Annotated in this window: 18 protein-coding genes and 1 pseudogene; 1 reads left to right on the forward strand and 18 read right to left on the reverse strand. The window is 58.4% G+C overall.

All coding sequences use genetic code 11. The features are described from left to right. Window positions 1-3 precede the first annotated feature (3 nt). The 11 genes and pseudogenes from E0E20_RS04835 to E0E20_RS04885 form a co-directional block, all read right to left on the reverse strand. Window positions 4-1,746 carry an MSCRAMM family protein gene (locus E0E20_RS04835; protein ID WP_130837080.1) on the reverse strand — a complete coding sequence of 581 codons (1,743 nt, stop codon included), beginning with the start codon at window positions 1,744-1,746 and terminating at the stop codon, window positions 4-6. 9 nt (window positions 1,747-1,755) lie between these two features. Beyond that, a complete protein-coding gene (locus tag E0E20_RS04840; protein WP_165443987.1) occupies window positions 1,756-3,339 on the reverse strand; it encodes an EAL domain-containing protein in 1,584 nt (527 codons plus the stop codon). 140 nt (window positions 3,340-3,479) lie between these two features. Continuing rightward, window positions 3,480-4,376, reverse strand: a pseudogene (locus tag E0E20_RS04845) (acyltransferase family protein); the annotation flags it as partial. A 155-nt stretch (window positions 4,377-4,531) separates the two neighbouring features. Next, window positions 4,532-6,241, reverse strand: coding sequence for a glutamine--tRNA ligase/YqeY domain fusion protein (locus E0E20_RS04850; protein WP_242622662.1), 1,710 nt, complete (start codon window positions 6,239-6,241; stop codon window positions 4,532-4,534). Between the two features lie 19 nt (window positions 6,242-6,260). Continuing rightward, on the reverse strand, window positions 6,261-7,721 hold the full coding sequence (gene guaB, locus E0E20_RS04855) for an IMP dehydrogenase (protein ID WP_130837083.1): 1,461 nt from the start codon (window positions 7,719-7,721) through the stop codon (window positions 6,261-6,263). Between the two features lie 163 nt (window positions 7,722-7,884). Beyond that, entirely contained in the window at window positions 7,885-8,379 is a 495-nt protein-coding gene (locus E0E20_RS04860) for a hypothetical protein (protein ID WP_130837084.1), read from the reverse strand. Window positions 8,380-8,487: 108 nt separating this feature from the next. Continuing rightward, complete coding sequence (locus tag E0E20_RS04865) at window positions 8,488-9,420, reverse strand: hypothetical protein (RefSeq protein WP_130837085.1); 933 nt, start codon at window positions 9,418-9,420, stop codon at window positions 8,488-8,490. 55 nt (window positions 9,421-9,475) lie between these two features. Continuing rightward, window positions 9,476-10,819 carry an aspartate kinase gene (locus tag E0E20_RS04870; protein ID WP_130837086.1) on the reverse strand — a complete coding sequence of 448 codons (1,344 nt, stop codon included), beginning with the start codon at window positions 10,817-10,819 and terminating at the stop codon, window positions 9,476-9,478. A 69-nt stretch (window positions 10,820-10,888) separates the two neighbouring features. After that, a complete protein-coding gene (locus E0E20_RS04875) occupies window positions 10,889-12,100 on the reverse strand; it encodes a homoserine dehydrogenase (RefSeq protein WP_130837087.1) in 1,212 nt (403 codons plus the stop codon). A 21-nt stretch (window positions 12,101-12,121) separates the two neighbouring features. After that, window positions 12,122-12,565, reverse strand: a complete 444-nt coding sequence (locus E0E20_RS04880) for an ACT domain-containing protein (RefSeq protein ID WP_130837088.1) — start codon at window positions 12,563-12,565, stop codon at window positions 12,122-12,124. 152 nt (window positions 12,566-12,717) lie between these two features. Continuing rightward, a complete protein-coding gene (locus E0E20_RS04885; RefSeq protein ID WP_130837089.1) occupies window positions 12,718-15,222 on the reverse strand; it encodes a YfhO family protein in 2,505 nt (834 codons plus the stop codon). 114 nt (window positions 15,223-15,336) lie between these two features. Here E0E20_RS04885 and E0E20_RS04890 point away from each other — a divergent pair, with 114 nt between their 5' ends. Then, window positions 15,337-15,624 carry a YerC/YecD family TrpR-related protein gene (locus tag E0E20_RS04890; protein ID WP_130837090.1) on the forward strand — a complete coding sequence of 96 codons (288 nt, stop codon included), beginning with the start codon at window positions 15,337-15,339 and terminating at the stop codon, window positions 15,622-15,624. Window positions 15,625-15,894: 270 nt separating this feature from the next. On the opposite strand, the gene E0E20_RS04895 is transcribed toward E0E20_RS04890, so the two are convergent. From E0E20_RS04895 to argS, 7 genes are all read right to left on the reverse strand, one after another. Then, window positions 15,895-16,095, reverse strand: coding sequence for a cold-shock protein (locus tag E0E20_RS04895; RefSeq protein WP_130837091.1), 201 nt, complete (start codon window positions 16,093-16,095; stop codon window positions 15,895-15,897). Window positions 16,096-16,277: 182 nt separating this feature from the next. Further along, on the reverse strand, window positions 16,278-17,108 hold the full coding sequence (hisA, locus tag E0E20_RS04900; RefSeq protein ID WP_130837092.1) for a phosphoribosylformimino-5-aminoimidazole carboxamide ribotide isomerase: 831 nt from the start codon (window positions 17,106-17,108) through the stop codon (window positions 16,278-16,280). A gap of 75 nt (window positions 17,109-17,183) precedes the next feature. After that, the gene (locus E0E20_RS04905; RefSeq protein ID WP_130837207.1) at window positions 17,184-19,145 is read right to left on the reverse strand and encodes a fructose-1,6-bisphosphatase; all 1,962 of its coding nucleotides are present in this window, start codon (window positions 19,143-19,145) and stop codon (window positions 17,184-17,186) included. 42 nt (window positions 19,146-19,187) lie between these two features. After that, a complete protein-coding gene (dapB, locus tag E0E20_RS04910) occupies window positions 19,188-19,943 on the reverse strand; it encodes a 4-hydroxy-tetrahydrodipicolinate reductase (protein ID WP_130837093.1) in 756 nt (251 codons plus the stop codon). Window positions 19,944-20,071: 128 nt separating this feature from the next. Continuing rightward, entirely contained in the window at window positions 20,072-20,965 is an 894-nt protein-coding gene (gene dapA / locus E0E20_RS04915) for a 4-hydroxy-tetrahydrodipicolinate synthase (RefSeq protein WP_130837094.1), read from the reverse strand. Further along, entirely contained in the window at window positions 20,952-21,476 is a 525-nt protein-coding gene (locus E0E20_RS04920) for a cob(I)yrinic acid a,c-diamide adenosyltransferase (RefSeq protein WP_165443988.1), read from the reverse strand. The genes dapA and E0E20_RS04920 overlap by 14 nt, the downstream gene beginning before the upstream one ends. 104 nt (window positions 21,477-21,580) lie before the next feature. Continuing rightward, window positions 21,581-23,410, reverse strand: coding sequence for an arginine--tRNA ligase (argS, locus tag E0E20_RS04925; RefSeq protein WP_130837096.1), 1,830 nt, complete (start codon window positions 23,408-23,410; stop codon window positions 21,581-21,583).

The raw sequence follows: 23,410 nt of genomic DNA on the forward strand, positions 1-23,410 counted from the left end.
AGTTTATTTCTCCGTTTCAGAAGTCTCTGCACCATGCTGCACCGTTTCCGCGCTCTTTTTTCCCCTACGCGCTCTTCCTCTGCGGATCGCCGCTGCAAAGCGGCGGAGAAGCCAGATCAGCAGGAACAGCGCAGCGGCTCCTGCCGCAATGGCCGCCGCGAGTACCGCGGCTCCCGGGAGTGTCACGACGGCAATGTGGATCTCCTGCACGCCGGCCGTATCCTGCACCGTGAAGTCAAAGCGCCTGTTCTGTCCTTTCCCGCTCAGAATATAGTAATTTCCGGCTTTCAGAGCTGTGAACATTCTGGCGGATACCGCCGAGCTCCACTGCTCCACAAGGCGTCCTCCGCTTTCATACAGCGCAAGCTCCCTGCCCTCGATCGGCGTTCCCCAGATCTGATCCACCGCACTGACGGAAACCCGCAGCATCCGATTGGTCAGCTCCGCCGTCTTCGTCGTTTTGCCATCGATCCGGCCGCGTGCATCCACGGCAATCCGATCCGGCTGCACCGCCGCGGCATAGTCGCCTGTCGACGAAAGCTGACGCACCTCATATTCCGTGCCTTTTTCAAGATCTGTCAGCGTGATCTTTCCTGCGGTATCGGTAGTCAGCGTCTGCACCTCGCCCGTACGGTTCTCCGTGATCTCATAAACCGCGCCGGCGATCGGCATGTCCGGATACAGCTCATCCGTCAGATGCAGAACGATGCCTGTTTTGGAGACCTGCGCCATCGTAACGACTGCTCCGGCCGCCTCGGCGCCGACCTTCCCGGGCCTCGGTCCCGCCGCCTCCGCTTCCGTTTTCTTTTTCACCGTAACCGGAATAGCCGCGGCCACGGATGCATAATATTCCGGTATTTCCGTCTGCTTCAGAGAATACTTGCCAAGATAGAGCTCGATGCTCTCTCCGTAGCCGGTATCGTCCAGACGGATGGTGTCGACTACGCTCCCTTTCTCATAGCGGACCGTTCCGTCCTTTGTGGTCACCGCCTCCGCCGCGACAACGTCAAAGGCCGCGCCGCCGACGGCCTCTCCACTCCCCGCATCCTCCATCTGAACCCGAATGATGTTTCTGGATGGGGACATCTCCACCTGAACAAGAAGGGGATCGGGCCAGTCATAGAGCTGATCAACCGTAAACTCCGTATTCGGCGCAATGTCGTAGCCCTCCGGGGCCGTGAGATCCCGGAGATAATAATTCCCCTGATATACCTTTTCCGGCAGATAATAGCTGCCGTCCCGCCGGGTCGCGTACTGCCGATAGGAGATCTTTTCCGGATAGTAGGTGTTCAGGATCTCCATCGCGCCGTTTTTCTCATACAGCTCGAACGTAATGTCCGAAATACGTATCCTGCGCTTTGTCTCCTCGTCGACCACCTCGACATAGACCGCCGATTTGATCCCCTCGTCCTCGCCCGGCCGATCTCCCTCTTCGTCCCCGTTTCCGCCGCCTCCTCCGCTCTCTATGGTGATCACATTCGTAATTCCCTCTCCCGCACCGTCATTTTCGGATTCGCCGATCTGATCCCAGCTGTTTCCTTCGCTTTTTTCCTCTGTCGCCCCGGTTTCAGTGGTGTCCGTATAGCCATTCGTGATATCCCCCTCGATCGTAGCCGGCGTATACAGCATATAGAGCAGAAGAAGAATCATGATCAGCAGCAGAATCAGAAGCAGCGCCGTCATCAGATCCGACGAGGACTGCCAGAAATTGATCTCTTCACCGTGTCTTTTGTTTCTCTTTTTCATCGTATCCGCTTATGCCTCACCCCGACTCTCCTGCTGCATGAGTTTCTCATATTCCTCCACGGAAAGCGGCTTGGAGAAATAATATCCCTGTCCCTGCGTACAGCCGTTCTTGCGAAGAAGATTAAGCTGCTCCATATTTTCAATACCCTCGGCAACGATATTCAGACCCAGCTTCTTTGCCTGCTCCAGAACCACTCCGATGGAACTCCGGGAATTTTCGCTCTCCAGATAGCGCAGATCAAGCTTGAGGCAGTCCGCGCCGATATGCCCGACCGCATTCAGCGAAATAAAGTCTCCTGCGAAGCCATCCACCGCCACCTGGAATCCCTCGTCCATGAGACGGGACTCGATCTCAAGACAGACACTGTGCGTCATAAGATAAGCGTTTTCTGCAATCTCAATTTCAAGATACCGGGGAGGAATCCGGTACTTCGTGCGCATTGAGGAAAAAAAATCCGGCACATCGAGAGCAAGCACATCCATTCTGGTCACATTGACCGATATAGGGAGGATACGCATTCTCTGATCCATCCAGATGCGGATTCTGGCACACACCGCTTCCCAGATATACTGATCCAGCTTGGTGATATAGCCGTTGTTCTCCAATACCGGAATAAAGGTTCCGGGGGAAAGCATCCCGAGCGTCGGATGGTTCCAGCGGACCAGGGCCTCCGCACCGACCATCTTTCTCGTATTCAGATCATAGCGGGGCTGCAGTAAAAAAACAAACTCGCCGTTCTTAAGCCCCTCCAGAATCTGCGGCATGAGAATCTGCTCATTGTGCGATACCATTGCCGTCGCCGCCGACCCCGTAGCGGAAGAAGCTGCCGAATAGCCGGGATTTTTCGGAAGCCTGTTCAAAAGCTCGATCACCCGACGGCTCTCCTTTCTCTCGCGGTATCTTGCCTGTTCCTCCACCGTGGGAATCACCTGCTTATGAAATTCCTCCGTAAAGAAATCAAGCTCCCGGAGCATCATATTCCACGATACCTTGTGTATGATATTGAACAGGATGGAGAGAATGACGCCGGAAATCGACGTATAAAACGCGGTTTCGATGCCCGCCAGCAGGGTCTGGACGCTGATAAGAGCCGCATTGACCGAGCCGAAGCCGACGTTCTGCAGGCCGAGAATCAGTCCGGTGAACGTCCCGAGGATGCCGAGTCCGGTCAGCGTTCCGGGGATCTGCCCGATGACTCCCTGCCAGCTCCGGACCGCGAGCACGTCCTCGTTGATATAATCCTCCACATCGCTGAGGATCTGTCCGGATTCCTGCTGTGTCCGCAGCTTATCGCGGTATCCGTCAAACAGACGGTTCAGCGTCCGCTGATGGAAGATATTCTCCATCCGGGAAAAGGCCGACCATACGGAATCCGACTGAACCTCCTCTGCACTCCGTATGCTCCGCACGCCGCGCCGGAAACCCGATGCGAAAGAAAGCGTCGGAAACAGCCCCACAACCACCCCAAGCAAAAGAATCGCCAGCATCACCGCAGCAAAGACAAGCGAAATGGAATCCGGCGAATACGCGGCAAGAAAGCCGCCGGCGATCAGCATGACCGCAATTCCCAGATTTGTCAGAAGTCTCAGCATAATAGTCACCATCCCGAAGCACTTTATTGATCAAGGACTATTTGGGCTTCGGCACAAACAGCCGTGTAAAAATCAGCGTATCCGCATGAATTTTTACACTGTCCTCCATTCCGTTCTTCTCCTGACCGGACAGGCAGCGCTCAGAAACGCCCCAGCATAAACGGCGCGAACCGCCGGATCAGATACGCAGGAACCGCGCAGAAGAAATAGACTGCGGCCGCAAGTCCGGCCGCCCCGCACCAGCCATTGTCCGCAGCGGGCCAGATACGGAGCACCGCGCGCACGGCAATTCCCTGCAGAAAAAAGTAAGAAAGCGTGTTCTGGCCGATCCACAGCACCAGCTTCCAAAACTGTACGCGCATGGCCGGAATCATCCCGGCAGGCAGTGCCCCCGCCGTCTGCCCGCCGCAGCGGGCGGCACAGAGACTCCGACAGCTGAGCGCAAGGGCCGTGGTTCCGACGAAAGACTGCAGTGCGAACACGACGCCGCTCTGATACTCCTGCGCATGGATGTTCACCGTATTCGGCCACAGGAGCTGAATCCCAGCATACACCGCCCACAGAAAGAGAGGAAACCAGACGGAAGAAATCACCGCCGGAAGCCTTTTCTCCATGAGGCGGAACCAGTAGCCCATACAGAAGAACGGAAGCAGCACGCAGGCCTGTTCGGCCTGCCATGGCAGGTTCCAGCCAAGACGGATGAACAGAATTCCCGCAGCCGCCGAAAGAAGCACAAAGACGGGCAAAAGCCGCCGTCTCCGTCTCTCCTCTCCCGCGAGATAAAAGAACAGATAAAACAAGAGCTCCACCGAAAAAAGGGCGGCCACAAACCACATGGATTCGCGATGTCCGCTCCTTTCAAAGAGAAGTCCCGTCAGTCTGGCACGCAGCGTATCCTCTCCGAAAAGCGCCGATTTCAGAGAGCCGATCAGTCCGAAGAGCCAAACCGGAACGACCAGCCCTTTCCATTTTGCGAGGAGAAACGCCCCTGCATCGCGTTTCGGTTCCCAGAGATATCCCGAGACCCACATGAAGCCCGTGAGAAAAAGGGAGTGTAAAAGCGGTCAAGCGCCGGTGCCTGGATCTCCGTGTGCTCCAGTATCACAAAATACATGCACAGGCTCTTCATGAGATCCAGCCACTCGATCCTTTGGATATACGTCCCCTCACGCTCCCGGCTCTTCATAACGCGTCACCGCTCAGGCAGAACAAAGCTGCTCTTGAGTCCGACGATCCGGTTGAACACGGGCGCGCCGTCCCTCGAATCCCTGCTGTCGCAGCAGAAGAACCCGCTGCGCACGAACTGGAAGCGGTCATACGGCTTCGCCGCGCCGAGTTCCGGCTCCACATAGGCGCGGCACACCGTCAGCGAATGCGGGTTCAGATTGAGGGATCCGTCCTCATTGTATACCCCTTTCTCTTCGTCGATCAGGTTTTCATAGAGACGGACCTCCGCGGGGACAGCCGCCGCAGCGCTGACCCAGTGGATCGTGCCTTTCACCTTGCGTCCGTCCGCAGAATCGCCGCCCCGCGTCTCGGGGTCATATGTCGCATGAACGACCGTGACATTGCCGTCCGCATCCTTTTCACAGCCGGTGCAGGTCACAAAATAGGCGTTCATGAGCCGCACCTCATTCCCCGGGAAGAGGCGGAAATACTTCTTCGGCGGAAGCTCCATGAAATCCTCCCGCTCGATCCACAGCTCGCGGCCGAACGGCAGCTCGCGGGAGCCGAGCTCCGGATTTTCCTTATTGTTCTCAGCGGTAAGAAGCTCGGTTTTTCCCTCCGGATAATTGTCGATCACCAGCTTTACCGGATCGAGCACCGCCATCTCGCGCCGGCAGGCCGTCCTGAGGTCCTCCCGGATGCAGTATTCCAGCATGGCGTAATCCGAGGAGGACTGTGCCCTGGAGATGCCGGACAGCTCGACAAAGCGCCGGATCGACCCGGGCGTGAAGCCTCGGCGGCGCAGGCCGCTGATCGACACAAGGCGGGGATCGTCCCAGCCGTCCACGATATGATCTTCAACGAGTCTCTTGATATAGCGCTTGCCCGTGACAACATTGGTCAGATACATCTTGGCAAACTCGATCTGACGGGGAGGATTCGGGAAAATTCCCGGCTCCCGGACCACCCATTCATACAGCGGACGGTGATCCTCGAATTCCAGCGTACAGATCGAGTGCGTCACGCCCTCAAAGGCATCCTCCAGCGGGTGAGCAAAATCGTACATCGGATAGATGCACCACTTGTCCCCCAGATGGTGATGATGAAGATGCGCGACCCGGTACAGAATCGGATCCCGCATATTGATATTGGAGCTGGCCATGTCGATTTTTGCGCGCAGAGTCTTTGTGCCGTCGGCAAACTCCCCGTCCCGCATTCTCTGAAAGAGGTCGAGATTTTCCTCCGCGGAACGCCCGCGGTTCGGATCGCACCGGCCCGGTTCCGTCAGAGTCCCCCGGTATTCGCGGATCTCCTCCGCCGTGAGGTCCGAGACATACGCCTTTCCCTGCCGGATAAGGAGCAGCGCCACCTCGTACATCTGATCGAAATAATCGCTCGCAAAGAACAGGCGATCCTCATAGTCCGCTCCCAGCCAGCTCACATCCTCCTTGATCGACTCCACAAATTCATTCTTTTCCTTTGTGGGATTGGTGTCGTCAAAACGCAGCGAAAAGGTTCCGCCGTACTTTTTCGCCAGTCCGTAGTTCAGCAGAATTGACTTCGCGTGTCCGATATGAAGATAGCCGTTCGGCTCCGGAGGGAAACGGGTCTGCACATGGTCGAAGCGTCCCTCCGCAAGATCCTTTTCGATCTCGTGCTCAATGAAATTTCTGCTCTCTCTGATCTCCGCCGTCTCTGCGGCGCCGTTCTCCCGGCAATTCATGTCTTCGCTCATGTTTTTCCGTCCTCTGCCGTCAGTTCTGCTCGTCGGAAGAATAGTTCGGTGCTTCCTTCGTGATCTGAATATCGTGAGGGTGGCTCTCCCGGAGCGCCGCGCTGGTGATCTTCACAAAGCGCCCGTTCTCACGCAACGACGAGAGATTCTCCGCGCCGCAGTAGCCCATGCCGGAGCGAATGCCGCCGATGAGCTGGAACACGGTATCCTCGACCGTTCCCTTGTAGGCGACACGCCCCTCGACACCCTCCGGAACCAGCTTCTTTGCGTCGGTCTGGAAATAGCGATCCTTGGAGCCGTTCTCCATCGCTGCGATGGAACCCATGCCGCGGTAGACCTTGTACTTTCTCCCCTGAAACAGCTCAAACGCGCCGGGCGCCTCATCGCAGCCCGCGAAAATCGAGCCCATCATGCAGACGCTTCCGCCGGCCGCCAGAGCCTTGGTCATATCGCCGGAATACTTGATGCCGCCGTCCGCAATGATCGGGATGTCATACTCGGACGCGGCGCGGTAGGCCTCCATAACCGCCGTGATCTGCGGCACGCCGATGCCCGCCACCACACGCGTGGTGCAGATGGATCCGGGCCCTATGCCGACCTTGACCGCATCGGCGCCCGCCTCGATGAGGGCTTTCGTCCCCTCGTAGGTCGCAACGTTCCCCGCAATGACATTCAGCTCCGGGAATGCCTCCTTGATCATCGAGACGCAGCGGAGCACATTCTGGGAATGACCGTGCGCCGAATCCAGCACGATGACGTCCACCTTGGCGTCCACCAGCGCCCGGACCCGGTCGAGGACGTTCGCCGTGATGCCGACGCCCGCGCCGCACAGGAGCCTCCCCATGCTGTCCTTTGCCGACAGGGGGTATTTGATGGTCTTCTCAATGTCCTTGATGGTAATAAGGCCGACCAGATTGTAGTCGTCGTCCACCAGAGGGAGCTTCTCCTTCTTTGACTTCGCCAGAATGCGCTTCGCATCCTCGAGCGTGATGCCGCGCTTTGCCGTGACGAGGTTCTCCGACGTCATGCACTCGCGGATCCTTCTTGTGAAATCCGTCTCGAACTTGAGATCGCGGTTCGTAAGAATCCCGACGAGCCGTTTGCCCTCCGTGATCGGGACGCCGGAAATGCGGAACTTCTGCATCAGATTCTCCGCATCCGCCAGCGTGTGCTCGGGAGAAAGCGAAAACGGATCGGTTATGACACCGTTCTCAGAGCGCTTCACGCGGTCGACCTCCTCCGCCTGCTGTTCGATGCTCATATTCTTGTGGATGATGCCGATGCCGCCCTGACGCGCCATCGCGATCGCCATGCGCGCTTCGGTCACGGTATCCATCCCCGCGCTCATCATGGGAATATTCAGACGGATCTTTTTTGTAAGATTCGTCGTAATATCGACCTGATTCGGGATCACCTGCGAATACGCCGGTACCAGAAGCACGTCGTCAAATGTAATGCCTTCTCCGATAATCTGTGCCATGTCAGTCTCCAAGCCGAAGCACCTTGTGCGAGGCGTGCGCCGCATTCCGTCCTGCGCGAATTTTGCGGCTGCGATGGGAAGCGATCCGGGCTTCGGCACAAATCGCCGTGTTAAAAATAACGCGGATGCGATGATTTCAACACGAAGCCTCATTATAGAATGTTCAGTCCTTATAGAATTTGTGGGGGAATGTCTGCCGGAGCACACCTATCAGCTCTTCATCGGGCTCGATGATGAGCTTCTTGTCCTCCAGATAAATCACGTAGCGCGGATCGGGCTGCTGCTCCTGACCCGAGCTGTAATCGATCGTCTTCACCTCCCTGCGGCTGTAATTCTCAAGCCGGTAGGAACGGATCGGCGCGCCGATCTCCATGCGGTCCAGATCATAGCTGCCGAGGCTCTTGCGCGCCTCCTTGTTCATGATCCGGGCCACGCGCAGCTCTTTTTCCACATAGGAATACTCAAATTCCACATTGATATGCCGCCCCACAAAATAGGCGCCGACTCCGCAGGCCACCGCAACGACAAGCGCCGCGAGCATGCCCATGGCTCCAAGCACCGCAAAGGCAATACACATCATAATGAGAAGAACGCGCAAAAATTTCATGACCGGGCTGTTCTTTCTTGCCACGACCACTTCCAGACATCCGATATCCATACGCTTTGCTCCCTCCAGACTAGAATTGAAACCATACTATAACAATGGAAAAGGCATTGCAAGGCGTTTTTCTGATTCTTATGCGCTTTATAAGTTATTCTTATATTATTACTGCGCCGGACCGCCCCAGAGAAAGCCGATGATGCCGGCGGCGGCCGCCGTGTGCTCAGATGTCGTCAGAACGCCGACGAGCCCCGCGGTATCCCGGTACAGCGAAAACTCGTCCGCATAGGGAGCCTCGTTCAACATGATTCCCACCGGCACCGGATCCTCCATATCCGCCGGGTCGGGCAGCTCGAACACGCCAACCTTTTCCGACTCTGCGGCGGCCTCCGCCTCCGGGCTCAGCGCGCCAAACACATACGCCGGGTTCTCCGCCGCGTCTTCTCCGGCGGCAGCCGCTTCCCCTGCGTCCCCTGTCTCTGCGGCGCTCTCTGTCGTACTGTCTCCGCCCGCACTCTCTGCTTCGCTGCCAGCCGCAGATTCTTCCGCCGCGAGCTCTTCCTGCCCGCCGTCCAGCGACGCCCGCTCGACATAATAGAGGTTCGACCCGAACGCTGCGAGCTCCTCCTCTGAAAATACGGTGCGCAGATCCGCAAAGGCCCCCGCCCGCACATAACTCTCGAAATTATACGCGTCCGCGGCGAGGACATCGAGATCCTTGGCCGCCACATAGGCGAAAATCTTCTCCTGCGCCGCCATCTCCGCCTGATCCCGCGCGCCGCCGGGCGTGATGCGGCTCATCATGTCGAGCGTGACCGACTCCTTTGAAAGATCGATCCCTGCCGCCTCCGCCATCCGCTCCGTGACGGCATCGTTCTCCATCATGGCGGCCTCGTCCTCGACGTTCAGAAAAATAACGCTCGCCGCCTCCGGCTTTCTCGTCGCAATGCTGTAGGCCGTGCTGCCGATCATCACCGCACCGAGAATCACGAGCACGGTCTGCCAGCGGTAATAGTCCCAGAACCAGACAAGCTGCGCCCGCAGTCCCTTTCCCTTGAGGCTCTTTCTCTGCTCGCGAATCTCATCCGATAATGCCATATCTCATCTCCCTGCACCGGCGCCGCGGCCCGTCAGACCGCCCCGCCGGCGGCTCTCAGATCTGCGTCGTCACAAAAATATCGTAAATAGCCCGGATCGCCGTCTCGAAATCGTGATTCTCCACCCCGACGATGATATTGAGCTCCGACGAGCCCTGATCGATCATCCGGACATTGACATGGGCATGCGCCAGCGCGGAGAAGATGCGGCCGGCCGTTCCCCGCATGGACTTCATCCCGCGTCCCACGACGGCAATCAGCGCCAGATCCGAGTCGATTTCGATGGAGTCCGGCTTTACTCCGCGGTGAATGGCGGACACCACGCGCTGCTCCCTGTCCATGAATTCGCTCTCATGCACGACGACCGTCATGGTGTCGATGCCGGAGGGCATATGCTCGATGGACATGCCGTTCTCCTCAAAGGCCTGAAGCACCTTGCGGCAGAAGCCGATCTCGGAATTCATCAGCGCCTTGCTGACGATTACCGAGCAGAAATCTTTCTTGCCGGCGATGCCGGTGATCACATACTGCGATTTCTGGCAGGTACTCTCGACGATCCACGTCCCCTCGTCTTCCGGGCGGTTCGTGTTGCGGATGTTGATCGGAATGCCCTCGCTCCGCACCGGAAAAATCGCCTCCTCATGGAGCACGGACGCTCCCATGTAGGACAGCTCCCGGAGCTCCCGGTAGGTGATCGTGTCGATGCTCTGCGGGTCGCTCACGATTCTGGGATCCGCAACCATGAAGCCGGACACGTCCGTCCAGTTCTCATATACGTCCGCCTTGGCCGCCCGCGCGACCAGAGAGCCGGTGATATCAGAGCCGCCGCGGGAAAAGGTCCTGACCCTGCCGTCCGCGCCGCACCCGAAAAACCCGGGAATCACCGCCCGCTCCGTGCGCCCCAGTCTTTCCCGGAGCATCTGGTTCGTCTTCTCCGCATCCAGCGTACCGTCCTCGCCGAAAAAGATCACCTCCTGCGCGTCGATAAATTCATAATCCAGATACGCCGCCATCAGGATCCCGTTCAGATACTCGCCGCGGGACGCCGCGTAGTCCCTCTCCGGCCGCGTGCGCAGCGCCTCTTCTATTTTTTCAAATTCCGGTTCGAGTGAAAACGGCCGATTCTCGTCTTCCGGCGCTTTCAGGGAGAGACCGTCGATGATCTCCTGATAGCGCACGCGGATCTGTGCCAGAATATCGGAGAAATCTTTTCCCGCCGCCGCAGCGTCATACAGACTGTACAGCAGATCCGTGACCTTGACATCCCCGGGGAAACGCTTTCCGGGCGCCGAGGGGATCGCATAGACCCGCGACGACTCTGCCCGGACGATTTCGCCCACCTTGCGGAACTGCTCTGCATTGGCGAGCGAACTCCCGCCGAATTTCACAACCTTTTTCATTTTTTCCTCCATGCCGGAGCACTCTGCGCGAGGTACAGGCGGCGCAGACTGCCGCAGTTTCTCTTCCCGTCAGCGCAGCACACGGATGCGGCTTCTCAGTCCGGGAAGCCCCGCCGCCCGGTCCGCGAACTCCGCCTCACTGAGCTCGCCCGTGAGAAATACAAGCTCGTCCTGCCCTGCGGAGAGCTCCTGCATTCCCTCTCCGAAAAGAGCGGCGGCACGCTCCCTGTCCTCTGCCGCGGTACGCACAAGGAAAACGCCCCGGCGCTCCCCGATGGGAGCCGGCTCCGTCTTTTCTCCGTTCTCCCAGCGCACCGGAATCCAGCGTCCCTCATTCAGCGCCAGCTCCAAAACATCCGAAACTACCGCGCTTGCTGTCGGGTATCTCCCCGCTCCCTGCCCGTAGAACATGACGTCGCCCACCATATTACCACGGATCAGCACGCCGTTAAATACATCGTTTACCATCGCCAGCGGAGATGAGAGCGGAACGGCGAACGGCGCCGTGAGAACCATGGGCCTGCCGTCCCCTTCAAAGCAGCTCACGCCGAGGAGCCGCACCACGCAGCCGGCGGCCCTTGCCGCCGCGAAATCCTCCTGCGTGACCGCTGTGATCCCCTCGCAGTACACATCCTCGTAGGCGAACGTCCTGCCTGCCGCAAGAGAGGTCAGAATGGCGATTTTGCGCCCGGTGTCATGCCCCTCCACATCCGCCTCGGGATTCTGCTCCGCGTAGCCTTTCTCCTGCGCCTCTTTCAGCGCCGCATGAAAGTCCGAGCCGAAGCGCTCCATCTTCGTCAGAATGTAATTGGTGGTGCCGTTGAGGATCCCCACGACGGATTCGATCCTGTCCTGCGCAAGGCAGTTCTCCAGCGGACGGATGAGCGGAATGCCGCCCCCGACGCTCGCCTCAAAGAGATAGCTGCAGTGATGCTCCCGCGCCGCGGCAATGAGCTCCGGCCCGTATGCCGCCACCAGCTCCTTATTGGAGGTACAGACGCTGATGCCCTTTTCCAGCGCTCTCTTCGTAAACTGGTAGGCCGGCTCCTTTCCGCCCATGGTTTCGCAGATGATGCGGATCTCCGGGTCTTCCAGAATCCGGTCGAAATCATGCACGATGCGGTCCCCGTAGGGGCTGTCCGGAAATTCTCTCAGATCAAGAATATATTTTATATGGATTTCTCCGGGAACACGCTCCCGTATCCTGTCGGCGTTCCGATCCAGCAGCTCTGCCACGCCGCTGCCGACAATGCCGAATCCGAGTATTGCTGCTTCTGTCATTACTGTTCCTTTCCGCCTGCGCTATTCTCTGCCCGTGACGCGGAGCCTGCGGACACCGTCCAGCCCCTCGATCTTTTCAAGCATGTTGTTGATGTTGTCCGTATCCTCCAGAATCTGGAAGCTGACGCTGAGGGAGGCCACCCCGTTGAGCGGTATGCTCTGATGGATGGTCAGAATATTGGCGCGGCTCTCCGAGATAATTCCCAGCATGTCCGCAAGCAGCCCCCGCTCATCGTTGATTTCACAGAAGATCGTGAGCGTCGTTCCCTCCGAGCTGTCACGAAACTCCTCGACGTCATCGGCATATTTATAGTACGTGCTCCGGCTGATCCCCACGGCGTTTGTCGCCTCGTTGACCGTCCGTGCCCTGCCGGATGCCAAGAGCTTATTGACCTCCACAACTTTCTGCAGAACCTCCGGAACCGCCCTCTTCTGTATCAGATAATAGCCGGTATTCTTCGTCATGCCGCTCCTCATCATCCCTCCGCCCGCCGCGCGGAACAGATAAAATCCACACCCCGCGGCAGCTCCTCAGCCGCCCGCGGAAGTCCCCTTGCCGCGGACATTTGTGCGCCGATGGGGGATATCGTAACATCCGAAAGCGAGAAATGCAAGCACTATTCTCTGCGGTTCCGTTCCCCATCCTCTCTCCGGCCCCGTCTCCGCAGGCACGGAAGAATCAGAAAAAGCGCCGAGAGAAACGAGACCGCGCAGGCCGGGTACAGCCCCGCCGGCAGATAGCGGAATTCTATGCGGTGCTCTCCCTCCGGCACGGGGACCGCGATCATGCCGTAAGCCACGCGCTCAATCTCCGTCCTTTTTCCGTCGACAAACGCCGTGAAGCCCCTGTCATAGGGAACCGAAAAAACGACCAGATTCGGCTGCGGAAGCATGGCGGTCTCCGCCGCAAAGCCCGACGGTGAAAACGTGACCGAGCGGCAGGCGCTCTCCGCCCGTTTCATACATTCCGAAAAAAAGTCTTCCAGACTGATATCCGCAGGAATATCCGCGGCGCTCTCCTCGGAAAGCAGACCGCCGAAGCGTTCGATCTGCTCCCTCGTGAGAATGAGGTCGCGGACGAGGAGACGGTCAGCCCTCTCATCCTTTTTCATCGCATCGTAGCTCTCCTCGCTGATACAGCGCTCGAACGTAAAGCCCATCGGAATCACGTAACGGTTCCGGTAGATATTGTGGCCTCCCGTCCCCTCGTCCCTGCCCGACGCGATCCGGACAAAGCCCGGCAGGCCGCCGCTTGCCGTATAGCCGTCCTCCGAGCCGACGATCCCGTTCTCGATGTAATAGCCGAGCGACAGGAGCGCACGGATCCCGATGCGGTCAAAGGGATACGACGACTCCACCGTCCTTACCATCCCGATTCCCTCAAAGATGCGGAAAATCGACGGGTGCACCGTGCTCGCAAAGCAGTGGATCGTCGGATAACCCCACACCATCTCATAATTGGTATCTGCACCGCCGGTCTCCACCCGGACATAGCCCGCCGTCTCCGGCAGCTCCGGTCTCGTTTCCAGAAGCTGCTGTCTCCATTTCACCCCTCCGCTTCTTGCGATCAGCCGGTTTCCGTTGCCGAGCACCGCCGCCGTACAGAGCACGCAGCCCGCCATGACAAGGTTCAGCTCCATTCTTGTGATCTGCCGCGGAGGGCTTTCCTGTGATCCGCGGCCCGTCTTTCTTCCGGAAAACACAAGCCATGCCGGAATAAAGAGCGAGAGAACGGACACAAGGAGCTGCACGAGGAAGAGTTCCTCATTCTTCACCGCAAAAAAACTGCTCCACCGGCTCTCCTCCGGGACCGGGAGCCATGCACAGAACGCAATGAGAAGAAGACCTCCCGCCGAGACGGCAAGCCCTTTCCGCAGCGCCCCCGTATCATTCTCCTCCAGCGCTTTCGCGGTCATCCCCGCCATGAGGAGAACCGGAAGATAAAACCATCTCGCATAATATTCCTGATTCAGCGCCGAAAAAAGCGCATTCCCCGCCGGGATAAGTGCCATGAGAAGAAGCAGGCAAAGGAGACGCCTCCTCCAGTCTCTTCCCCTCCCCCGCGTCATGCAGAATGCCGCCGCTCCCGTGACCGAGAAGCCGGGAAGATAGGCGGAGAGAGAGGCGTTCCGGACCGTATCGTTTCCAAAAAGGGTGCTCTTCGCAATGAGATCCGGGACGAGGAAAAAGCTCTTCAGAATGGCGGCGGGCGTCGTCGGCTCCGGATAGACAAGGAGATCCCTGCCGCCAAGAAGCTCGCTGATCCGCGTGTTCCCGAGCAGCCCGTCCGCGGCCTGCACGAGGTACCCTGCGGCCAGCCACAGTCCGAGAAGAAAAGACAGCACAATGCGGCCAAGCTCCCCGCCGATGCAGCGAAGCGCTCCTCTCACGCCCAGCTCCCGCCGCCTCTCATAAAAGCGCGCATGGCGAACAAAATAATAGAGCGCCAGAAAAACCGCCTCTCCCGTAAAAAAGTAATAATTGAGAACCGCCATGAACGCCGTCATCAGAGAAAAGCCTCTGAGGATCTTCCTCTCACGGAGACCCTCGCAGAAGCGGTCAAAGCTCAGCAGATACAGCGGAAAAAACGCCGTCACGTCATGAAAGTGCTGAAAAACGATATTGCAGGCCTGAAAGCCCGAGAAAGCATAGAGCATCGCGCCAAGGAGCGCCGCCCGGTGCGTGCGCGTCTGCGTCCGCAGCCACGCGTAGGCAAGGGTCTGCGCCGTGCCGCAGCGCAGCGCCATGAGAAAGGGCAGCAGAAAGGGCACCGCCTCCTCCGGAAACGGAATCGTCATCCAGAAGAACGGACTTCCCCAGAGGTAAAACGCAAAGGAGCCGCCCATGCTGCCTCCCAGATCCACCTGCGGATTCCAGAAGAGAAAGCCCCTGCGCACCGCCCGGTGTGCCATGATATAAAAGGGAACCTGCTGAACATTGTAGTCGCCGTAATAGAAAAAGATCCCCCTATGCCATATCATGAACGGGACGGCGCAGACCATATACATGGCGGCGCCCAGAATGAAAATGCGCAGATACCGATTCCGGAGCAGTCCGCGGATGCACTCCCGCAGAGCCCCCGGACGGAGGATATGATGCTTGTCGTGTGATTCCATCTTCATTTTACCTGTGAATCTTATTCCCGTCTTTTTACTCTTTAACTCCGCCTTTACTTTAGCGCGGTGAAATGTTAAAATACAGTCATCATTTTACAGGGACAGGAAAGAAAAATAAACATGAATAAAAAAATACAGACCGAATCCGTAAATCAGTTATTCGACGCCGTCCTGAGCCTGAAGAACCGCGAGGAATGCTACCGCTTCTTTGAGGATCTGTGCACGGTAAAGGAACTTCTCTCCCTCTCCCAGCGTCTCGAGGTGGCCTCCATGCTCCGCGAAAACCGCACCTATCTGGAGATCGGCGAGAAAACCGGCGCCTCCACGGCGACGATCAGCCGCGTTAACCGCTCTCTCAGCTACGGCGAGGACGGCTACGATCTCGTGTTCCGCCGGATCGGGCAGTAAAAGCGTGTTATAAACAATACTATGCCATTCAGCCCATTCCGGGCGGCCGCGAATGCCGGCCAGGCGCCCCGGAATGGACTCAAAAAAAAGAACCGATGCCTCGCATCGGTTCTTTTTGTTACTAATCTCTCAAAAGCATACTGCTTATCTTAAAAACATAAAGGGTACTTGCCTGTCCCGTAAGAAACCACTGCAAAATCCGCTATCTATTTAAGAAAGGCACTCTGTTCTGATCTATTAGCCTCTTGTCTTCCGAAAGATTTCTGATCATCAGATCTTAGAAACGTTGACCGCCTGAGGCCCCTTAGCGCCCTCGATCACGTCGTACTCAACAGCCTGGCCCTCATCGAGAGACTTGAAGCCTTCCATGTTCAGACCGCTGTAATGTACGAACACGTCCTTGCCCTCGCTGTCAGAGATGAAGCCATAACCTTTCTGGTTGTTGAACCACTTAACGGTACCCTTGTTCATTGTGTTACCTCCAAAAAATAAGAAAAAATAATGTTCTGCCGTACCTCATCTGCATTTCTGTACAGCAATTTGAAAATAGCATATAAAATCTGAAAAGTAAAGTAAAATTTTCATACAAAAAACACAAAATTTACGGACGGAAAACCGCGGAAAGCAGCGGCGGCAGCCATGCGTGCGGCGTCTCACAGCGCAGCCGTGCAGGCTGCCGCGAGCTCCTCCAGCGACAGGCTCCCGCCAAAGAGAGAGAGAGCACTCCCTACGGTCACATCCAGCCCCTCTCCGCCGCGGCGGCGGATCTCCGCGATATCTTCCGCCGAGCGGATGCCGCCCGCATAGGTCACGGGAAAGGCGGGCTTCCCGGAGCGCTCCCGCTCCCGCTGCCAGCCCCCCAAAAGCTCCGTCACGGCAAGCTCCGCACCGGCCCTCTTTCCCTCCGCATCCACCGCGTGGATCAGAAACTCGCCGCACTCGGCGGAGAGCTGATCCAGAAGCTCCGGTCCGACGACAAGCTCTGTCGGTCTCTGCCAGCGCTCTGTCATCACAAGATAGCTTCCGTCCTGCTGCCTGCGGCAGCTCAGGTCGAGCACCAGCCTCTCCCGCCCCGCCGCGCGCTGCATCTCCCCAAGGCGCCGCTCATCGAGCCGGCCGCCGCGGAACACATAGGAGGTCACAATGACATGGGACGCTCCCGCGGCAAGAAAGTCCTCCGCCGTCTCCGCCGTAATGCCGCCCCCCGCCTGCATTCCCCCGGGGTAGGCCGCCAGCGCGGCAAACGCCTCTCTCCGGTCCGCCTCGTAGCGCTCCGGGCTCTTTTCGGCTGCATCAAGAAGAATGACATGCCCTCCCGAGAGCTTCTTCTCCCGGTAGAGCGCCGCGTAATATGAAGCCCCGTGCGCGGAAACATAATTCTCCTGCACCGCCCCGGGACGCCCGGCCTCCCCGTCACAGAGAGTCCCGCCGACGATCTGCTTTACCTTTCCTCCATGAAGATCAATACAGGGACGAATCCGCATTTCTCTCTCCCGCTTCCGCCCGGACGCCGTTCTGACCGGACATCATTCTGCCGAGGCGCCGCTCCCGTTCAGGCGTCACTCCTGCTCAATGATCACGCCGTCCCGGTAGCATTGCAGAAGCTGCTCGAGCTGTGCAATCTGTATCTGCAGCTCCTTTCCGGTGTCCGTCTCCTCTACAAGGCGCCGCTTTGTATAGGTCTCGATGAACTGAGAATCCGACAGAATATCCTTTTCGCTGCGGATCGCCTCCTCTGTGGACTCAAAAAACTCGTGCTGCACGAGGCGCATCCCGTGAGAATTGGCCACCAGCGTATAGCCGGCAATGCCCGTTTTGGTGTGATAGGCCTTGGAAAAACCGCCGTCGATCACAAGGAGCTTGCCGCCGCATTTGACCGGCGACTCGCCCTTTTTCTGCTCCACCGGCACATGGCCGTTCACGATGTGCGCGTGCTCTCTGCCTCCCAGACCGAATTCCGCAAGTATCCCGTCCACAATGCGCTCCTCGTTGCAGAGACGGTAGTAGGCGTTCTTCTGCTCCCTGTGGGTCGCCTTGTCCTCCACGAAATACCGTTCGAAGGTCGTCATTCGGTTCTTTCCGAATACCGGAGAGCAGGGGCCGCACCAGATGTACCAGATAAGATCAAGTCCCCTGCGCCGTAGCGCCTCATCGTGATTCTCGAAATAGGCCTTGCGGGCATAATACTCAAGCGCGTCATAGAGCGCCCGCCCGCGGTAGGCGGTCCCGTCGATGACAAAGGACTGGAAGCTCCCGTCCTCGTCCATCGGCACGCAGCCGTGATACAGAAGATTGGAATTGCAGGTTTTATAGAGACTCCCGTTCGTATAGAGGAAGCGCACATGCCTCTGCAGCTTGTCGCTCCTCCGGAACGCCGTCACAAGCCGCTTCATGCACAGCGCCTCCGCAGCGGTGTAGGCGTAGGGATCCGCCGCATCCAGCGTCGGGAGCTCCGCATCCCGCAGCGCATGCCAGACGCCGTCGATGCAGACCCGCTTCCCCTCCGCGTCGATTTTGTCAAGCAGCAGCCGGTCGTCCATCCCGTATTCCGGATGCCGGCGCAGAATCTTTCCCTCCGCCTTGAACTGGAGAATCGTGACCGCCTTGTGCATGCGCATATCGAGCGCGAGATCCCTGACGTCATAATCCTCATCGTAGCGGATGGCAAAGGCGCTGTTGTTCACCTCGTCCGGGTACAGCTCCATGGCGAGCTTCGCCAGAGGGATCAGATTGATACCGTAGCCCTCCTCGATCGTCCCGAGGTGCCCGTAGCGGGCCGCCATGCGGATCACGTTGCAGATGCAGGCCTCGGAGCCGGCTGCAGCCCCCATCCACACAATGTCATGGTTGCCCCACTGGATGTCCACCGAGTGATAGCGGCAGATCGCGTCCATGATGATATGGGGCCCCGGACCGCGGTCATAGATATCTCCCACAATATGAAGATGATCGATGACAAGCCTCTGCACCAGCTCGCAGAGAGCCACGATAAATTCCTGCGCCCGGTCGAGGCGTATGATCGTATAGACAATTTCGTGATAATAGGCCTCTTTGTCCGAGATCTCCGCTTTCTCCGTGATCAGCTCCTCGATCACATAGGCAAATTCTCTGGGCAGAGCCTTGCGGACCTTGGAGCGCGTGTACTTGCCGGCAACCCGCCTGACAATCGCGACGAGGCGGAACAGCGTGACCTTGTACCAGTCGCCCGGATCCTCCTCGTCCGCAAGCACCAGTTCCATCTTTTCCCGCGGGTAATAGATGAGCGTTGCAAGGCCCCTCTTCTCCCGGTCGCTCAGCGTATTGCCGAACTCCTCGTCGATCTTGGTGCGTATCGTTCCGGAACCGTTTTTCAGCACATGGAGAAACTGCTCGTTCTCCCCGTGCACATCCGTCAGGAAATGCTCTGTCCCTTTCGGCAGATTGAGGATCGCCTCCAGATTGATGATCTCCGTCGAAGCAGCGCCGATTGTCGGGAACTGGCGCGATAGCGCGCGGAGAAAATCGAGCTGTGTATCTGTCATCATCGTGTCACTGCCTTTCTGAAAAGAACAGACCCGGGGGTCTCACCCGATCACATCCTGCATATCATACTGTCCCGCCGGCTTCCCCGCAAGGAATTTCGCCGCCGCAACGGCTCCCTTGCCGAAAATCGCGCGGCTGTACGCGCGGTGCGAGAACGTGATCGTCTCGTCCGTCCCCGCAAAAATGACGTCGTGATCTCCCACAATCGTGCCGCCGCGAACCGCCGAAACGCCGATCTCCTTTTTCGGCCGCTTTTCCCGCCGCGACGTGCGGTCCGTGACGATTTCGTAATCTCCTCCGACCGCCTCATTGCAGAGCTCCGCGAGAGACACCGCCGTGCCGCTGGGCGCATCCAGCTTCTGGCTGTGGTGCTTCTCCACAATTTCAATATCGAAGCCCTCTGCCGCAAGAGCCGGCGCCGCTTCCCGGAGAAGCCGGAAAAGCATGTTGATGCCAAGCGACATATTCGCGGATCGGAGCACCGCCGTCCGCTCCGTCGCCTCGCTCAGCTTCGCCAGTCCCTCCCCGGAGAGCCCCGTCGTGCACAGAACGACCGGGAGCTTTCGCTCCGCGCAGTATGCAAGGAGTCCCGGAACCGCCGCCGCACTCGAAAAGTCGATCACGACATCCGCCGGTTCATTCACCTCCGCCAGCTCACGGTACAGCGGAAAACCGCCGTACGCATCCCCGAACGCATCGACGCCCGCCGCGATCTCCGTATCCGGATCCGCCGCCGCAAGCTCCGCAATCACCCGTCCCATCCGCCCGCAGGCGCCGTGAAGCAATATTTTTATCATAAAATTCCTCCATGCCGAAGCGTCTTTTGCGAGGCAATTTGGGCTTTGACACAAATTGCCCTGAAAAAAACAGCCACCCGCTCACCAGCGGAAATTCCAGCCGGCGCGGGTGGTCCTGTTCACCGTTCTCAGCCACGGAGCAGCCCGAGCCTCTGCATCGCCCTGCGCAGACACTCCGTATGCTCCGGCGTCAGATCCGTAAGCGGAAGACGGAGCGCGCCGGCGTTGTAGCCTAGCAGATCCACCGCTTTCTTCACCGGGATCGGGTTGACCTCGCAGAACAGCACCTCGAAAAGCTCCTCCATATCTCTCTGAAGCTTCGCCGCACCGGCGACGTCCCCCTCAAAGAAGCGGAAGCACATATCGTGCATCTTCTGCGGCGCCACATTGGCCACAACGGAGATCACGCCCAGCCCTCCCATGGACAGGAGAGGCACGACCTGATCGTCGTTCCCCGAATACAGCTCGATATTGCCGTCCGTCAGGCTCATCAGCTTCACGATCTGGCTGATGTTGCCGGACGCCTCCTTGATGCCCACGATATTGCTGACATCCCTCACCAGATGGGCCGCCGTCTCGGGCTGAATGTTATTGCCTGTGCGGCTCGGCACATTGTACATGATATTCGGGATCCCGGTCGCCTCGGCGATCATGCGGAAATGACGGTACACGCCCTCCTGCGTTCCCTTGTTGTAGTAGGGAGCCACCAGAAGCAGCGCATCCGCGCCATCCTCCTCCGCCTGCCGGGACAGAGCCACCGCAGTTCTTGTGCAGTTGGAGCCGGTACCCGCAATGACCGGAACTCTATGGCTGACATGACGGATGCAGAAGCGGACGACCTCCTCATGCTCCTGCTCGGTCATCGTCGCCGCCTCCCCTGTGGAGCCGCACACAACAATCGCATCCGTTCCATGATCGATCTGGAAGTCAATAAGATCCGCAAACGCCTCATAGTTGACCGCCTCATCCTCACGGCGATAGGGTGTCACAATCGCAACCGCCGAACCCTTAAATACTGACATATCTGCCTCCATACTGAGCCTCACCCGCGCCGCGCTCCGTGACGACTCTCGTCACCTCATCCGCAAGCCGGAAGATCTCTTCATTTCTCGTGATGCCGGTCATGACGATATCGGTTCCGCCGCGCTTCTCCACAAGCTCGCCGAGCTCCTGCACCGTTGCGATCTCATTGTCCACAACCGCCAGAATCTCGTCGAGCACCAGAAGATCACACTCCGCTGTGTTCAGAATCTTCCGCGCAAAGCATATGCCGTTCCGGATCGCCGCCGCATCCTCCTGCTTCTCCTGATCCGAGCGCTGATCGAAAGGAAGCCTTGATTTCTCAAATCGGAAAATCCTGAGCTCCGGCTCAAGCCGCTCCAGAAACGGGGACTGATCCAGCCCCTCTCCCTTGAGAAACTGAATCACCATGACGTTCTCCCCGCGGACCGCCCTCTGCAGGGCGATGCCCAGCGCCGCAGGCGTCTTGCCGTGTCCGCTGCCCGTATAGATACTGACCCTGCCTGTCGCCATTTTCATCCTCCGCGCCGTGTCCGAGTCAACGGTATCCTGAAAACCGAGTCAACGATATCCTGAAAAAAATCTATCACACTTTGTTTTCAGGAACAAGTATGAGGTCACATCCGCTCCGGCGCCTCAAAGCCGAGAACCGAAATGCAGGCCTCCAGGACGCCGAGCGCAAGGCCGAGCAGCGCAAGCCATCCGTCCCGCTTCTCCCTGTCCGCCTCGGAGAGGATCTTCGTTCCGTGGTAGAAGCTGTTGAATTCATTCGAGAGTCCGTAGATGTAGGAGCATATTCTGTGAGGGGCCTTTTCCTCCCACGCGCTCTGCATGACCTCCCCGAAGCGGGCGAGCGTGATCTGCAGGCTCTTTTCGGCAGGGCTCTGCGCCTCCCGGATACCCGTCCCGCAGGAAGCGGTGCCGTCGCAGGAGGCTCCTCCCGGTTCCGCGCCCGCGGCGCCCTCTGCGGCGGCCGGCGCTTCCGCAGCCGCGCGGTGCAGTATCGACTTGATCCGCACCATGGTGTACAGGATGTACGGCCCCGTATCGCCCTCAAAGGAGCAGAATTTGTCCATATCAAAGATATAATCCTTGGAGCTCTGGTTTGAGAGATCTCCGTATTTCAGCGCCGCGAGCGCCACCTGCTCTGCGGTGCGGCGCGCTTCCTCTTCGGGAATATCCTCGTTGGAGCGGATCTTTTTCAGCATCTCCTCATTGATGTCCGCGATCAGCGTCTCAAGACGCATGACGCCGCCCTGCCTCGTCTTGAACGGTTTTCCGTCCTTTCCGTTCACCGTGCCGAAGCCGATATGCGTCAGCTTCACATGTTCCGGAACAAGCCCGGTCTTTCTCGCCGCACGGAACACCTGCGTGAAGTGGAGCTCCTGCCGCTTGTCTGTGACATAGAGCAGCTCGTCCGGCATGATCGTCGTCATGCGGTCCTGTATCGTCGCAAGATCGGTCGTCGTATAGAGCGCCGCGCCGTCAGATTTCAGCAGTATGCAGGGTGGCAGCTCCTTTGCGTCGCTCTCCTCTGCGACATCGATCACCAGCGCGCCGTTGCTCTCGTAGGCGCAGCCCGCCGACCTTATGCGCTCCACCATGCCTGGGATGATGTCGTTCACCGCAGACTCGCCGTTCCAGAGGTCAAAATCGACATCCAGCGCCGCATAATTCTTCCGGAGATCCGCGACGGAAACCTCGATGATCTTCTGCCAGAGCGCATAATAGCCGCGCTTTTTCTCCTGCAGAAGATGCGTCGCCTCCATGGCCTCCCCGTAATACGCCTCATCCTCCTTGGAGCGTGCGCTCGCCGCCGGGTAGATCTCCTCGAGATCGCTCACCGTAAAGGGCGCTTCCTCGGGATATTCCCCGGCAAAGCTCTCGTCAAAATAGGGCAGCTCCGGGGAGCGGTGCCGGAGCTCCGTGATCACAAGCCCCATCTGCAGGCCCCAGTCGCCCATGTGGATATCGCCGATGATCTCATGTCCGTTGTAGCGGCCCATGCGCTTGAGCGCCTCGCCGATCACCGCGGAGCGGAGATGCCCCACATGGAGGGGCTTCGCCACATTCGGCCCGCCGTAATCGAGTACGATCCTCTGTTTTTTCTCCGGCTCCGGAAGACCGAATTTCGCACACACTCTCTCGCTGTTCAGATACGCCGCGAGAGCCTCCTCTTTCATCCGGAAATTCAGAAAGCCGGGTTTTACCGCCTCGGCGGACGCGAGTACGCTCTCCGGCGCGGCCATCAGCCGGACCGCGACCTCCTCCGCAATCAAAAAGGGCGCCTTGCGGTATTGCTTCGCCCCGGTCATCGCCCCGTTGCACTGAAACTCACAGAGGTCCGGCCGATTGGAAATCGTCGTGCGCCCGAGCGCCGCATCGTAGCCCGCAGCCGCAAAGGCCTGCCCGACCTCCTCTGAAATCATATCCAACAGCTTCTGCAT

It is taken from the genome of Lachnoclostridium sp. Marseille-P6806, assembly GCF_900625025.1.
Classification (GTDB): Bacteria; Bacillota; Clostridia; order Lachnospirales; family Lachnospiraceae; genus CAG-791.

Coding starts and splice junctions, on each gene's coding strand:
- E0E20_RS04890 (WP_130837090.1), top strand. CDS start 15,337: ATGAATAAAAAAATACAGACCGAATCCGTAAATCAGTTATTCGACGCC.
- E0E20_RS04870 (WP_130837086.1), bottom strand. CDS start 10,819: ATGAAAAAGGTTGTGAAATTCGGCGGGAGTTCGCTCGCCAATGCAGAG.
- E0E20_RS04840 (WP_165443987.1), bottom strand. CDS start 3,339: ATGCTGAGACTTCTGACAAATCTGGGAATTGCGGTCATGCTGATCGCC.
- guaB (WP_130837083.1), bottom strand. CDS start 7,721: ATGGCACAGATTATCGGAGAAGGCATTACATTTGACGACGTGCTTCTG.
- E0E20_RS04920 (WP_165443988.1), bottom strand. CDS start 21,476: ATGGCGACAGGCAGGGTCAGTATCTATACGGGCAGCGGACACGGCAAG.
- hisA (WP_130837092.1), bottom strand. CDS start 17,108: ATGCGGATTCGTCCCTGTATTGATCTTCATGGAGGAAAGGTAAAGCAG.
- E0E20_RS04875 (WP_130837087.1), bottom strand. CDS start 12,100: ATGACAGAAGCAGCAATACTCGGATTCGGCATTGTCGGCAGCGGCGTG.
- E0E20_RS04885 (WP_130837089.1), bottom strand. CDS start 15,222: ATGAAGATGGAATCACACGACAAGCATCATATCCTCCGTCCGGGGGCT.
- E0E20_RS04850 (WP_242622662.1), bottom strand. CDS start 6,241: ATGAGCGAAGACATGAATTGCCGGGAGAACGGCGCCGCAGAGACGGCG.
- E0E20_RS04905 (WP_130837207.1), bottom strand. CDS start 19,145: ATGACAGATACACAGCTCGATTTTCTCCGCGCGCTATCGCGCCAGTTC.
- E0E20_RS04895 (WP_130837091.1), bottom strand. CDS start 16,095: ATGAACAAGGGTACCGTTAAGTGGTTCAACAACCAGAAAGGTTATGGC.
- E0E20_RS04865 (WP_130837085.1), bottom strand. CDS start 9,420: ATGGCATTATCGGATGAGATTCGCGAGCAGAGAAAGAGCCTCAAGGGA.
- dapA (WP_130837094.1), bottom strand. CDS start 20,965: ATGTCAGTATTTAAGGGTTCGGCGGTTGCGATTGTGACACCCTATCGC.
- E0E20_RS04880 (WP_130837088.1), bottom strand. CDS start 12,565: ATGACGAAGAATACCGGCTATTATCTGATACAGAAGAGGGCGGTTCCG.
- E0E20_RS04835 (WP_130837080.1), bottom strand. CDS start 1,746: ATGAAAAAGAGAAACAAAAGACACGGTGAAGAGATCAATTTCTGGCAG.
- argS (WP_130837096.1), bottom strand. CDS start 23,410: ATGCAGAAGCTGTTGGATATGATTTCAGAGGAGGTCGGGCAGGCCTTT.
- E0E20_RS04860 (WP_130837084.1), bottom strand. CDS start 8,379: ATGGATATCGGATGTCTGGAAGTGGTCGTGGCAAGAAAGAACAGCCCG.
- dapB (WP_130837093.1), bottom strand. CDS start 19,943: ATGATAAAAATATTGCTTCACGGCGCCTGCGGGCGGATGGGACGGGTG.